The organism is Proteus genomosp. 6 (assembly GCF_040139785.1).
In the GTDB taxonomy this organism is placed as follows: domain Bacteria; phylum Pseudomonadota; class Gammaproteobacteria; order Enterobacterales; family Enterobacteriaceae; genus Proteus.
Window position 1 is genome coordinate 180,214 of record NZ_JBEEVJ010000004.1, and the last position, 14,912, is coordinate 195,125.

10 protein-coding genes are annotated in these 14,912 nt (G+C 37.8%); 3 read left to right on the forward strand and 7 right to left on the reverse strand.

The window, feature by feature from the left end:
• Position 1: 1 nt before the first annotated feature.
• The 4 genes from sufA to ydiJ all read right to left on the reverse strand — a co-directional run bounded on the left by sufA (position 2) and on the right by ydiJ (position 5,048).
• Complete coding sequence (gene sufA / locus ABN212_RS06825; RefSeq protein ID WP_036913225.1) at positions 2-370, reverse strand: Fe-S cluster assembly scaffold SufA; 369 nt, start codon at positions 368-370, stop codon at positions 2-4.
• A gap of 418 nt (positions 371-788) precedes the next feature.
• Positions 789-1,409: a hypothetical protein gene (locus ABN212_RS06830; RefSeq protein ID WP_198619610.1), complete on the reverse strand. Its 621-nt coding sequence runs from the start codon at positions 1,407-1,409 to the stop codon at positions 789-791.
• Positions 1,410-1,581: 172 nt separating this feature from the next.
• Positions 1,582-1,995, reverse strand: a complete 414-nt coding sequence (gene menI, locus ABN212_RS06835) for a 1,4-dihydroxy-2-naphthoyl-CoA hydrolase (RefSeq protein ID WP_109372431.1) — start codon at positions 1,993-1,995, stop codon at positions 1,582-1,584.
• Positions 1,992-5,048 (reverse strand): D-2-hydroxyglutarate dehydrogenase YdiJ, encoded by a 3,057-nt coding sequence (ydiJ, locus tag ABN212_RS06840; RefSeq protein ID WP_349443025.1) that lies wholly within the window; start codon positions 5,046-5,048, stop codon positions 1,992-1,994. Before ydiJ ends, menI begins: the two co-directional genes overlap by 4 nt.
• Before the next feature lie 216 nt (positions 5,049-5,264).
• On the opposite strand from ydiJ, the gene ydiK reads away from it, so the two are divergent.
• Complete coding sequence (gene ydiK / locus ABN212_RS06845; protein ID WP_198619612.1) at positions 5,265-6,377, forward strand: AI-2E family transporter YdiK; 1,113 nt, start codon at positions 5,265-5,267, stop codon at positions 6,375-6,377.
• 454 nt (positions 6,378-6,831) lie between these two features.
• Here ydiK and ppsA read toward each other — a convergent pair whose 3' ends face one another.
• Positions 6,832-9,204 (reverse strand): phosphoenolpyruvate synthase, encoded by a 2,373-nt coding sequence (gene ppsA, locus ABN212_RS06850; RefSeq protein ID WP_198619613.1) that lies wholly within the window; start codon positions 9,202-9,204, stop codon positions 6,832-6,834.
• A 218-nt stretch (positions 9,205-9,422) separates the two neighbouring features.
• Here ppsA and ppsR point away from each other — a divergent pair, with 218 nt between their 5' ends.
• Together ppsR and ABN212_RS06860 are read left to right on the forward strand one after the other, a co-directional pair.
• Positions 9,423-10,289 (forward strand): posphoenolpyruvate synthetase regulatory kinase/phosphorylase PpsR, encoded by an 867-nt coding sequence (gene ppsR, locus ABN212_RS06855; RefSeq protein ID WP_198619614.1) that lies wholly within the window; start codon positions 9,423-9,425, stop codon positions 10,287-10,289.
• Positions 10,290-10,410: 121 nt separating this feature from the next.
• Positions 10,411-11,460: a 3-deoxy-7-phosphoheptulonate synthase gene (locus ABN212_RS06860; protein WP_198619615.1), complete on the forward strand. Its 1,050-nt coding sequence runs from the start codon at positions 10,411-10,413 to the stop codon at positions 11,458-11,460.
• 77 nt (positions 11,461-11,537) lie between these two features.
• Here the strand turns inward: ABN212_RS06860 and ABN212_RS06865 are convergent, their stop codons facing one another.
• Together ABN212_RS06865 and bglF are read right to left on the reverse strand one after the other, a co-directional pair.
• Positions 11,538-12,929 carry a glycoside hydrolase family 1 protein gene (locus ABN212_RS06865; protein WP_198619616.1) on the reverse strand — a complete coding sequence of 464 codons (1,392 nt, stop codon included), beginning with the start codon at positions 12,927-12,929 and terminating at the stop codon, positions 11,538-11,540.
• A gap of 10 nt (positions 12,930-12,939) precedes the next feature.
• Positions 12,940-14,844 (reverse strand): PTS beta-glucoside transporter subunit IIABC, encoded by a 1,905-nt coding sequence (bglF, locus tag ABN212_RS06870; RefSeq protein ID WP_198629816.1) that lies wholly within the window; start codon positions 14,842-14,844, stop codon positions 12,940-12,942.
• Between the last annotated feature and the right edge of the window lie 68 nt (positions 14,845-14,912).

Here is a 14,912-nt window from a genome sequence, read left to right on the forward strand (position 1 = left end):
GTTATACCCCGAAGCTCTCACCACATCCGCAGACGTTTTGAGCTTTAGGATTATTAAATTTAAACATTTGATTAAGTCCTTCACGAACATAATCAACAACCAACCCATCGATAAATGGCATTGCTTTTAATGAGACAAAGAGTTTTGCTCCATTATGTTCATAAACAAGATCATCATCATTTGGGGCAGTAGCGAGTTCAATAACATAACCATACCCTGTACAACCAGAGGGTTTAATACTTAAGGAAAGCCCTTGTTTTTCTGGGTTTTTCTCAACTAAATGGCAGATATGCTTTGCTGCATTATCCGTTAATACAATGCCTTGCCAAGCTGTGTCATTAAGAGAAAAAGTTTCAACGTTGTTTGTCATTTCTGACCTCATTTCGAAAGGAGATTGATATCTTTCCTGACACTAATGGTAATGATAACCCTTATCACTTCAACCATGTCTTTTGAAAGGATATTCTATAAATGTGTATTTTTTGTTCTATTTTTGAGATTACCTTGTTAACAATTAATGTTAACACAATGTAATATAACACTTTTCTGCTCTTTCATTACAAAAAATAAAACTTTTAATTTTTCTTATATTTCGCACAATACGCATATAAGTTGCAATATAAATACACTTTATATGTTATCACTGAAATTTAGAGAAAAAAGCATAAAAATGTGTTTTTACATTACAGCCTATTAGCTCTGTTCACATTCACTTTTATGCTTATTATGAAGGATAAGATAGCACCACTTATGTGATGACCTCTTATTGGATTGTGTGCTCTTTGAACTTATTTACTGATAGTGATGGTTTGAATATATTTGTTTGTACATTCAAGGATTTGACTGTTTTTTTGTTTGTTCGATTGGCTATTGAAGTTGCTAATCAATTGTAGTTGCCATACTCGGTTCGTTTTAAGATCAGCCGCTAAAACACCTTCATAGCTCACATTCTCTTTTGCGTATTCCCCTTCAAAAAAGACATGTCGGCTTTCCACATTTGGGATAGTTAATGGTTTTATCGACGTGGATGTTTCATTCATACCATCTATTATCGCAATATTATCAACTATGCCTTGTGCTCCTGCATCCACATCGTAACTCATTGCATCAATCATTTTAAAATAAACCAGACGAACTTCTGTCAAATCACAAATAGGTTCTGATTTATAAACCATCATTTCTGTTGTGACGTCCTGAATATTATCTGGTAATGATTTAAAATAATTTTCAGTATCTTCTCTGCTCATTGTAAATGAAGTGGGATAAGCCATATTAAAGCCAGAAATAGTTTGTACTGGAATATTACTTATATCATTACTCGTTTCAGAGGTAGAATTATTATCGCATCCGCTGATTAATAAACCTGCAATTAATAATACTGTAGTGTTGAATTTAGAAATAGTTAACATTATTGATCGTCTTATCTTTTATTATGAAGATAATGATTATCATTAAAAATAAAATCTAAATAAAGAAATAATTCTATTTTCTCTCTATTTTTATTCTTTTTGACATTATCTATAAACATAAAAAAACGCACAAAGCGAGTATTTCACTTTGTGCATATGTCTTTTTTATTCGTTAAGAAATAACAGATGTTGTTAATCTAGAAATACACACTTGACGACCTTCATCATCAAATATTTCTATTGACCAGACTTGGTGTGAGCGCCCTAAATGAATAGGTTTGCATACACCTCTTACCTTGCCGTCTCTAGCAGAACGAATGTGGTTAGCGTTAATTTCTAAGCCCACAATTTTCTGTTCGCCTTCAGTACAAAGATAACCCGCAACAGAGCCCAATGTTTCAGCTAAAACAACAGAAGCACCACCATGCAAAAGCCCCAAAGGCTGCTTAGTACGATGATCAACCGGCATTGTTCCTTCAAGATAATCATCACCAAGGCAGGTCAATTCAATACCTAGATGACTCATCATATTATTTTGCCCAATATGATTAAGATGCTCGAGTGTCGTTTCACGTTTCCATATCATGGCATAATCTCCAAAAGTGCCTGTAGTGGGTGTTTTAGCTCAATATTATCAATACGTTTCACTTGACTACGACAAGAGTAACCGGTGCTTAAACAACGCATTGTTGGTAATGTTTTTAATACATTACCCCATGAGAGTTGATAAATGCCCAACGAGTTTTCATAATTATTTAGTTCATGTCCATAAGTACCTGCCATTCCACAACATCCCGTGCTCACAAATTCGAGTTGCTGCCCATAACGTTGGAAAATAGCCTGCCACTGTTTCATACTTTGTGGTAGCGCCGTCACTTCTGTACAGTGCCCGAAAAGATACCATTTTTCAGCATCATCGCGAACTGCTATTGGCTCAGATACCAATTTACTTAGCCATTCATGAACAAGTTGAACATTAAAACCCCCACGTTTATCACCCAGTATTTCACGATATTCATCACGATAACAAAGCACTAATGCAGGATCGACTCCCACCATAGGGATACCTAATTTTGCAACACGATTAAGCATGGTTGAGGTTTTTTGCGCCGTTTTACTAAATTGCTGTAAAAAACCTTTAATATGCTGTGCTTTACCGTTAGGTGAGAATGGCAATAAAACGGGCTTAAATCCAATTTTTTCAATCAGTTTGATAAAATCTGCGACGACTTTCGCATCGTAATAACTGGTGAAAGGATCTTGAACCACCAGCACATGATGACTACGTTGCTTTTCAGATAACCGCTCTAAGTCTTCTAACGTCATATCTAACGCTTTATGCCCAGCCAATTGCTGTTTTAATGTCGGTGATGACAATAAAGGTAAATCGACCATACCAATAGCGTGTTTACTTAACGATTGCACCAACGGTTGCTTCATAAAAAAGTTAAAGAATCCCGGTGCTTTTGCCATAATCGGCGTTGTTAATTCAACATTAGCAACAATATGGTCTTTTAACGGACGTAAATAACGCTGGTGATAAAGTTCAGTAAACTTAGAACGAAACGATGGTACATCAATTTTAATCGGACATTGCGTTGAACAAGCTTTACAAGCCAAACAACCGTTCATTGCAGCTTTAACTTCATGAGAAAAGTCATATTCGCCACGTTTGGCTTTCCAAGTATTACGTGTTTTCTCGATTAAACCTCTTAAGCTAGGTTTGTTATTTTCTAGGCTAGATTCAAGTTGTTTTGGGCTAACGCCTTGCTCTGTTAATAAGCGTAGCCACTCTCTTACAAGTGCCGCTCGTCCTTTCGGCGAATGAATGCGTTGCCCACTGATTTTCATTGAAGGACACATTGGGCTTTTGGCATCAAAGTTAAAGCAAAGTCCATTACCATTACAATCTAATGCACCTTTAAAATCTTGACGCACAGATAAAGGAATTGTGCGATCAAAAGTACCTCGTTTGATAGTATCAACCTGCTTCATAGGTTCATCGACCTCTAATGGAGGGCATATTTTCCCAGGATTCAGTCTATTTCGAGGATCGAACACCGTTTTGATTTGACGCAGTTCATGATAGAGCGTTTCACCGAAAAATTCGGGGCTGTATTGCGCTCTAAAGCCTTTTCCATGTTCCCCCCAGAGTAACCCACCATATTTGGCTGTTAACGTGACAATGTCATCTGAGATGGATTTCATCAATAATTCTTGTTGTGGATCACACATATCAAGCGCAGGTCTTACGTGCAATACGCCTGCGTCAACATGTCCAAACATGCCATAATTGAGCTGATGGCTGTCAAGTAATGCTCTAAATTCTGTAATATAATCAGCAAGATGCTCTGGTGGCACACAGGTATCTTCTACAAAAGGAATTGGCTTTGCTTGCCCTTTTGCATTACCTAATAAACCAACCGCTTTTTTACGCATGGCATAAATACGGTTTATATCTGCCAGATCTTCACAGACTTGATAACCGATAACACCACTCTGACCTTCTTTCATTAATAAATCTAAGCGTTGGCATAATGATGCGACTTGTGAAGCGATAAGATTTTCATCATCACCTGCAAATTCAACAATATTAAGGCCTTGCATATCTTTATCAGGTATATCAGTGATCAACTCTTTGACGGAGTGCCACACAATATCTTCACGAGCAAGATTTAAGACTTTGGAATCAACAGTTTCAACAGAAAGTGCATTCGCTTTAACTAAGAAAGGTGCATTACGTAATGCTGAGTCAAAAGAATCGTATTTTACATTGACTAGACTGCGCTGTTTAGGAATTGGCGTGATATCCAGCGTTGCCTCAGTAATAAACGCAAGTGTTCCTTCGGAGCCTGTTAAAATTCTTGTTAAATCAAATCGTTTCATGTCATCACTAAAGACATGACGTAAATCATACCCAGTTAAAAAGCGATTTAATTTAGGAAATTTTTCAAGAATAAGCTTTCGCTGCTCTTTGCAACGAGATAAAACGGTACGATAAACTTTACCGATTGCAGAGCTCTCTTGGGCAATATTTTCTGCTAACGCGGTATCCATAGCCCGCGTTTCAAGCAGTTCACCACCTAATAAAACTGCTCTAACACCGAGAACGTGATCAGAGGTTTTACCATAAACCATTGAACCTTGCCCTGATGCATCGGTATTGATCATTCCGCCTAATGTGGCGCGGTTACTGGTAGATAGCTCAGGTGCAAAAAAGAAGCCATACGGTTTTAAAAAGAGGTTTAATTCATCTTTAATGACACCAGCTTCCACTTTTACCCAACGTTCTTCTGGGTTTATCTCGATAATACGTTTCATATAGCGAGATAAATCGACGACAATGCCATCTGTTAAAGCCTGTCCATTAGTCCCTGTTCCTCCTCCTCTTGGAGTCAGAGAAAGAGAATGAAATCGAGGTTCATCAACTAAGCGAGCAATAATAGTTACATCGGCTGTTGAGCGAGGAAAAACAACCGCCTGTGGCAATAACTGGTAAATACTATTATCTGTTGCCATAGTGAGTCTGTCAGCGTAACTGCTGGAGATATCACCGGTAAAACCGTTTTTTCGAAGGGTATCAAGAAATTCTGTTGTGAGTTCACTGACTTGCGGTGCTTGCGATATACGTGGGATCATTTGTTATAGCTCTTTAATCTAATAGTCCACATTGCTTAATTTTAGATGTTGAAATGTATGCTAAGAGGTACTTTGCCTCATTTTGTACTTTCAGACCGATACCTGTTCACCTTATCATACAATTCTGGCAAATTGCGTAGTGATATAAACAACGTGATATTTGCAATGTTTATTCATCTGCTTCTAGCATTTTTATTCGTGTAGGGATTTAAAACCATGGAAAAACCGCAGATCCATACAGATATACCCAAAGTTTTATTCACTGTTCTTTTTATTTCTTTTTTTATTATCGCCAGTTTTTGGATCCTAAACCCCTTTATTGTGGGTTTCATTTGGGCTGGAATGATTGTTGTAGCAACGTGGCCTTTACTTCTTATTATTGAAAAACGGGTAAAATATCGTTGGCTATCAACCATGATAATGATGATTTTGATATTACTGATCTTCGTTATCCCTATTATCTTATTAATTAGTAGCGTCATTGATAATAGTGCCCCCTTAATTGAATTAGCGAAATCACCATCGAATATTCAACCACCGCAATTATTATGGCTTAACGATGTCCCTATGATAGGGAGTAAGCTTTATGATACATGGCACTCTATTCTTGTCTCAGGGGGTAATGCGCTAATCTCAAAAATCCAACCTTATGTTGGGCAAGCTGCAAACTGGTTTTTTGCTCAAGCCTTAAATATTGGTCGATTTGCCCTACATTTGGGGGTGATGTTGTTATTTTCTGGCTTACTGTTTTTACAAGGTGAAAATGTCGTTTCTTGGTTGCGTCATTTTGCTATTCGCTTAGCAGGCCAACGCGGGGATGCCGCAATCTTACTTGCTTCTATGTCTATTCGCGCCGTTGCATTAGGTGTGGTTTTAACTGCCTTAATTCAGGCTATTGTTGGTGGTATCGGCCTTGCTGTATCTGGCGTACCTTATGCTACGGTATTAACCGTCCTTATGTTTATTTGCTGCCTTGCTCAATTAGGTCCTTTATTAGTATTGATCCCTTCAATTTTATGGCTATTTTGGACGGGTGATACCACTTGGGGCATTGTCATGGTGATTTGGGGGGGGGTTGTTGCAACAATGGATGGCGTATTACGACCTTATTTAATCAAGATGGGTGCTGATTTGCCTATGGTATTAATTCTCACAGGCGTTATTGGTGGGATTTTAACATTAGGTATGATTGGTTTATTTATTGGCCCTGTTGTTCTCGCTGTTGCACATAGTTTATTAAATGCATGGATTAATGAAGTACCAAAACCTAATCCTGATTTAACTGAAACAGTAGAATTTATGAATAAAAACTTTATCGAAAAAGAATAAATAATAATGGAGCATGTAAGTGTAGCTACTTACATGCTCTAAAAATAACAGAGCAAAGTTTAATAAAGATTATCAATTTAGGAATAAATCATTATATTTCTATATTAAAACTTACATCTTGAAACAAATTACATTTTTTTAAACCTGTTTGTTACCAGCAAGTTATATTCAATTTTAAATAAACCAATATTCTTTTTATTGAGATAATTCTTAGAGCATAATTAACGCATTTCTCTTAATATAAATATCAACGAAACAAATGTTTCATCGAATTAATAATTTCGCCGTTCATATTAATAGATTAATTGGCGGGATTAAAGAATATAAAATATTGCTGTGTGTAGTCTTTGCCTGTCAGCCCATGATAGGCTTTTTTTTGCCTATTATTTAATAATTGTATAAAAAAAGCTCACATAATATTGTGAGCTTTTTATTTATAACGATGATATTAATTCTATTGTGCTAATTTTACCCAAGTTTTAATTACGGTATCTGGGTTTAACGATAAACTATCAATTCCCTCTTCCATTAGCCATTGTGCGAAATCTTCATGATCAGAAGGTCCTTGACCACAAATACCCACATATTTTCCATTACGTTTTGCGGCTTGGATTGCCATTGATAATAAGGCTTTCACTGCATCATTGCGTTCATCAAACAGTGCAGAAACCACACCTGAATCTCGGTCAAGACCTAATGTTAATTGGGTCATGTCGTTAGAGCCGATAGAAAAACCATCAAAGTGTTCTAAGAATTTATCCGCTAATAAGGCATTTGATGGAATTTCACACATCATAATGACTTTTAAGCCGTTCTCACCTCGTTTCAGACCGTTTGCCGCTAATTCGTCAATCACTTCTTCAGCTTGGCGTACAGTACGAACAAATGGGATCATGACTTCAACATTTTCTAAACCCATATCATTACGAACACGTTTGACTGCTTCACACTCAAGGGAGAAGCAGCGACGGAAATCGTCAGAAACATAACGACCCGCACCACGGAATCCTAGCATTGGGTTCTCTTCATCTGGCTCATAACGATCGCCCCCTACTAAGTTGGCATATTCGTTAGATTTAAAGTCAGATAAACGAACAATAACGCGTTTAGGCCAGAATGCCGCTGCTAATGTTGCAATCCCTTCCGTTAGTTTACTGATGTAATACTCAACTGGAGATTCATAGCCCGCCATCATTTCATTGATTTCGGCTTTCAGTGCTTCAGTTTGGTCGTCATACTCTAATAATGCACGAGGATGCACACCAATCATGCGGTTAATAATAAATTCTAAACGCGCAAGACCGACACCATCATTTGGTAGGCCAGCAAAATCGAATGCACGATCAGGATTGCCGACGTTCATCATAATTTTGAGCCCTAATTCAGGCATATTATCGATTGCGGAGCTTTGAATAGAAAAATCCAGTTTGCCATCGTAAACAAATCCTGTATCACCTTCAGCACAAGAAACGGTTACAACTTCTCCTTCAGCAATACATTCTGTTGCATCACCACAACCTACAACAGCTGGAATACCCAATTCACGGGCAATAATTGCAGCGTGACATGTTCTACCTCCACGGTTAGTTACAATCGCAGAGGCTTTTTTCATGATAGGTTCCCAATCTGGGTCTGTCATGTCAGTAACCAGCACATCACCCGCTTCAATTCTATCCATCTCACTTAAGTTATGAATAACTTTAACGGCACCTGTACCAATACGATGACCAATAGCACGACCTTCAATAATAACAGAGCCACTTTCATTTAACTGATAGCGCTCCATAACTTGTTGGTTAGAACGAACTGTTTCTGGACGTGCCTGAACAATGTATAAACGGCCATTATGTCCATCTTTAGCCCATTCGATATCCATTGGACGACCATAGTGACGTTCAATCAATACAGCTTGTTTAGCCAGCTCTTGAACTTCATGATCAGTCAAAGAGAAACGATTGCGCAGTGACTCTGGTGTATCTTCGATACGAACTTGTTTACCATGTTCAACGCTATCCGCGTAAACCATTTGGATCTTTTTAGAGCCAAGATTACGACGAACAATAGAAGGTAAACCTTTTGCTAAAGTTGGCTTGTGTACATAGAACTCATCTGGGTTAACAGCCCCCTGTACTACCATTTCACCTAAACCATAAGCTGATGTAATAAAGACAACTTGATCAAAGCCAGATTCAGTATCGATAGTAAACATCACACCTGAAGAAGCAAGATCAGAACGCACCATACGTTGAACACCCGCAGATAATGCAACACCACGATGATCATAACCTTGATGAACACGATAAGAGATTGCTCGATCGTTAAATAACGAGGCAAATACATGTTTGATTGCAACGAGTATGGCATCAATACCTTGAACGTTTAAAAACGTCTCTTGTTGACCTGCAAAAGAAGCATCAGGCATATCTTCTGCAGTCGCAGATGAACGAACGGCAAATGAAGCTTCAGATTCACCTTCACTTAATGTGAGATAAGCATCGCGAATATCTTTTTCAAACTGAGGCGTAAAAGGTGTATCAATTACCCACTGGCGAATTTGATTACCTGCTTGAGCCAGTTGATTAACATCATCAACATCAACGCTATCAAGCAATTCATAAATACGCTGATTGATACCGCTCTGTTCCAGAAAATCATTAAACGCTTGCGCTGTGGTAGCAAACCCATTAGGAACAGAAACACCCAGTTCCGCTAGGTTTGTGATCATTTCACCGAGGGAAGCATTTTTCCCACCAACACGATCAACGTCATTCATACCTAATTGGTTATACCAAAGCACATTGCACGGGGTGAGGCTATTGCTGGACATTGAGAACAATCCTTTTTTAAACAATTATGAGAGAGAGAAAAAAAGAAAAACCCGCTGTCAAAACGACAACTGAAATAAGCGTATCACAATGTGATGCTGAATATAGAAAGGTGAATCGATCAACCAGAAAACTTTATTTTTTTATCCTTTATAATCACTAAAAATGCTTTAGATAATATTGTTTGATTTGCTAATTCAGCTAAAAAAAGGTGAGCGTTATGATATTAAGCTTGAATTCTATTAATTGTGATAATAATGAACCCATTGATAGAACAGTCTTTTTTATCTCTGATGGTACAGCGATTACGGCAGAGGTATTAGGCCATGCGGTACTTTCTCAATTTCCATTAAAAATGAAAAGTTATACATTACCTTTTGTTTCTACTGTGGAAAGAGCTGAAGAAATAAAACAGAAAATCTCTGAAATTTATAAAAAGAGTGGCGTTAAGCCCCTTGTTTTTTATTCTATTATCAGTCCTGAAGTTAAACAGATAATAAATAGCAGTGAAGGTTTTTGTCAGGATATTGTGCAATCTCTCGTAATACCACTTGAAAAAGAAGTAGGGATCCAGGCATCGCCAAAATTAAATAAAACTCATGGACTGACTGAAAAAAATCTTAGTAAATACGATGCTCGTATTGCCGCCATCGAATACACTCTTTCCCATGATGATGGCATATCATTACGTAATCTCGATCAAGCACAAGTGATCTTAATTGGTGTTTCTCGTTGCGGGAAAACCCCCACCAGCCTCTATTTAGCAATGCAATTTGGTATTCAAGCAGCTAACTATCCATTTACTGCGGATGATATGGATTTCTTAAAACTCCCCGCAGAACTAAAAGAATATCAGCATAAATTATTTGGCTTAACCATTGCGCCAGAACGTCTTGCCGCTATTCGTGGTGAACGCCGCGAAAATAGCCGTTATGCCTCTATTCGTCAATGCAGAATTGAATTGTCCGAAGTAGAAGCACTTTTTAGAAAAAACAATATCCCTTATCTCAACACCACGAATTATTCTGTTGAAGAAATTTCAACCAAGGTAATTGATTCTATGGGATTAGCAAGAAGAATGTTTTAACCCTTTATGGCGACTTTTTTATTCGTTTTTCTCTGTGAACGCTGTTGAAATTAGCTGAATTTCGTTTATTGTGATCTTAATCACTGGGTAGACTTACCCTGTATATTTATTGAGATGAATTATGTTAAAGACAGACGAACTACGGACTAAGGCTTTAGACAGTCTGGTAACACCAGAAACCTTAGCAAAAGAGTTCCCCATTTCTGATGAGATAATCCAAAATATCACATCAGCACGTAAACGCATTGAAGCGATCCTTACCGGAGAAGACAAGCGACTATTAGTGATTGTAGGGCCTTGCTCTATTCATGATCCTAAAGCTGCCAAAGAGTACGCCACTAAGCTTAATCAGCTAAAAGAACGCTATCATGACCGCTTAGAAATCGTCATGAGAACCTACTTTGAAAAGCCACGTACGGTCATTGGCTGGAAAGGTTTAATCTCTGATCCTTACCTCGATAACTCTTGCAACGTCAACGAAGGTATTCGCCTTGCAAGAAAGCTATTAATTGAAATAAATGCGTTAGGTTTACCCACTGCAACTGAATTTCTCGATATGGTCACAGGCCAATATATTGCAGATTTAATTAGTTGGGGCGCCATTGGTGCTAGAACGACTGAAAGCCAAGTTCATCGCGAAATGGCTTCTGCGCTTTCTTGCCCTGTTGGCTTTAAAAATGGCACTGATGGTAATACCCGTATTGCGATTGATGCTATCCGTGCCTCTCGTGTTGGTCACACCTTCTTATCGCCAGATAAAAATGGCCGTATGACAATTTACCAAACCAGTGGTAATCCTTATGGTCATATTATTCTGCGTGGAGGTAAAAAACCGAATTATCACGCAAGCGATATCGCTGATGCGGTTGATGCACTAAAACAAGTGGATTTACCAGAGCATCTTATTATCGATTTTAGCCATGGTAACTGTGAAAAAATTCATCGTCGTCAATTAGAAGTAGCCAGAAATGTTGGTCAACAAATTAAAGATGGCTCACAAGCGATTGTTGGCGTGATGGCTGAAAGTTTTTTACAAGAAGGTTCACAAAAAGTGATACAAGATAAACCGCTTAATTACGGACAATCTATCACCGATCCTTGTTTAAGCTGGAATGACACAGAACAACTTCTTGAATTATTAGCACAAGCCGTTGAAAGTCGATTTCAATAAGCTAAATACTAATAAATAGCAAAAAGGAGAGCCTCTGCTCTCCTTTTTTATTGTGTCATTCACACAAAAAAATTGTGTTAACGCAATAATTCACCTTGAGATTGAATAATACTTTGATACCAATAAAAACTTTTTTTACGTTTTCTTTCTAATGAGCCTTTTCCTTGATCATCTCTATCCACATAAATAAAACCATAACGTTTAGACATCTCGGCTTTTGACGCACTCACTAAATCAATCGGTCCCCAACTGGTGTATCCCATTACATCAATACCATCTTCAATCGCTTCACCAATTTGCACCAGATGGTCATTGATGTATTGAATACGGTAATCATCATTGATTTCACCTTCTGGCGTAACTTTATCAATCGCACCAAGCCCATTTTCCACAACAAATAAAGGTCTTTGATAGCGATCCCACAATAGATTAAGCACGATGCGAATACCTTTAGGATCGATTTGCCATCCCCATTCAGAGCTTTCTAAATAAGGATTTGGCACCATACTGAGAATATTCCCTCGCTTCATCTCATATTCTTCTTTATCTGCTGTAATACAACCCGTCATGTAATAACTAAATGACACAAAGTCTACAGTTTGCTTGAGATCCTGACGGTCTTCATCCGTTATCACAACATCAATATGATTATCTTTAAAATAACGCAGCATATAAGAAGGATATTGACCACGACATTGCACATCACCAAAAAATAGCCATTTACGATTTTCGTTCATAGCTTCCCAAACATCATCTGGCTTGCACGTTAATGGATAAACTAAGCCTCCCAATAACATATTGCCGATTTTTGCATCTGGAATAATTTGATGACACGCTTTAACTACCCTGGCACTGGCAACTAACTGATGATGTATGGCTTGATAAATTTCTGATTGCGTTCTTTCACCCGCTAATCCAACTCCCGTCATTGGCGCATGTAATGACATGTTAATTTCATTAAAGGTGAGCCAAAGTTTGACTTTATTTTTATAACGCTGAAAAACACTACGGGCATAATGCTCAAAGAATTCGATAGTTTTACGATTTCCCCAACCACCATATTCTGTTACCAGATGATAAGGCATTTCATAATGAGATAAAGTTATAATTGGCTGAATATTGTATTTAGCCATTTCATCAAATACACGATCATAAAATGCCAGCCCCTCTTCATTAGGCTCAGATTCATTTCCCAATGGAAATATACGACTCCACGCAATAGAGGTTCTTAAACAGGTAAATCCCATTTCGGCAAAAAGTGAGATATCTTTTTCATATTGATGATAAAAATCGATGGCAATATCTTTGATACAAAAACCATTTCTTGTTCTTTCAACCACAGAACCAAAAATACCTTGTGGTTGAACATCTGAAGTACTTAATCCTTTACCCGCAGTTAAATAAGCGCCTTCAACTTGATTAGCGGCGACAGCACCACCCCATAAAAATGTATTAGGAAATTTTTTCATTGTTAACTCCTTATTTGTAATTAACGCTGATAAGCGCTGAACCTGAACTCATCGATTTATTTAATTCCAATCCAGTAATTGAACTGTAATCATCGGTATTACTCACAATAACGGGGGTTGTTAAATCGTAACCAGCCTCAAGAATTTTTTTACGATCAAAGGTGAGTAATAAGTCGCCAGTTTTAAATTTATCCCCTACTTTAACTTTCGGTGAAAAATACATTCCATCTAACTTAACGGTATCAATTCCAACATGAATAAATAACTCGATACCCTTCTCACTTAATAAGCCCAAGGCATGACCCGTTTTAAAAAATGACGCAACTTCACCATCAAAAGGCGCATAAACCTCACCAATACTTGGAATAATGGCTACGCCATCGCCTAATAAACCACTAGCAAAGGTTTCATCTGGTGTGTTTTTTAATAAGATCACCACACCTGATAACGGTGAAAAAATAGTTTCTTGCGTTGGATTTTTCCCAGCGCTATTAAATGGCGTTGCTGGTAATTGAATAGAAGATCTAGACTCTGCGTTATTTTCCTTTTTCAACCCAAATAAGCACGTTGCTATACACGCAAAAACAAATGAAATTAACGAGCCAATAATGGCACCCCAGACGGTGCTATCAATTCCCGTTGCAGGAATAATTTGTGTGAAAGTGAAAATATTTACCAGACCAAACGAAAACGTAAGTGTGTTGCTATAACCGACAATCGCCCCACCAATTCCGCCCCCAATACAAGCAAAAATAAAAGGTCGACGCAGAGGTAAAGTCACTCCATACACCGCGGGCTCAGTAATGCCAAAGATACCCGCTGTTACCGATGAACCAGCCATAATACGTAATTTAGTATCACGAGTTGCCCAGAAAACCCCAAGTGTTGCGCCCACTTGTCCTGCAATTGCGGGTAATAATAGAGGTACAAGCGCATCTTGACCCAATACACTCAGATTATTAATACTAATCGGTATAATGCCCCAATGTAGACCAAAAATAACGCACACTTGCCAAATTGCCCCCATAATCGCACCGGCCACAACAGGTGTTACGTTATAAACAGCTTGGAAACCGTCTGCAATCAGCAAACTTATCCATGTTGCTAAAGGCCCTATAACTAAAAAAGTCAGCGGAACAATAATTAATAGACACAATAACGGAGAAATAAAATTTTTCATGGATGAAGGCAAAATAGTGTTTAATTTTTTTTCTAATAAACAGCTCACCCACGCAGCAAAAATAATAGGAATAACCGACGCACTGTAATTAATAAATGTGACTGGAATACCTAAAAAGTATTCCGTGGTTTGTTGTTGAAATGCCGCAAGCATTAACGGATGCACTAATGCACCACCAATCGCCATAGTTAAAAATGGATTTCCTCCAAATTTATTTCCCGCGGTATAGCCTAAAACAAGCGGGAAAAAATAGAATAGTGAATCACTTGCAGCAAATAGGATCTGATAAGTTCCACTTGAGGCTGACAACCAATTTAAAGTGACGACTAATGATAATAGCCCTTTTAAAATCCCCGACGCGGCCATGATCCCTAATACTGGGGTGAAAATACTGGAAACAATATCTATAAAATGGCTAAAGATATTATCCTTACGTTTTTTCTTTTTGTTATTACTGCTATTTTCACTTTGAGTATTTCTATTTTGTACTTCACCGATAAGAGCAATAATCGCTTTATAAACCTCACTAACATGATTACCAATAACAACCTGAAATTGCCCTCCACTTTCAACGACTGTAATAATGCCTGTGTTCTGCTTTAACACTTCAGCATTGGCTTTAGTGTCATCTTCCAGTTTAAAACGCAAACGTGTTGCACAATGTATAACACTGGCGATATTGCCTTTTCCACCTACATTATCAATGATCTGTTCTGCTAATGTTCGGTATTCCATACTCAATTCCTTTATGACTTAAATAATGAAATGCTTAACCACCAATGAATATGTAAAAAAAAACCTGA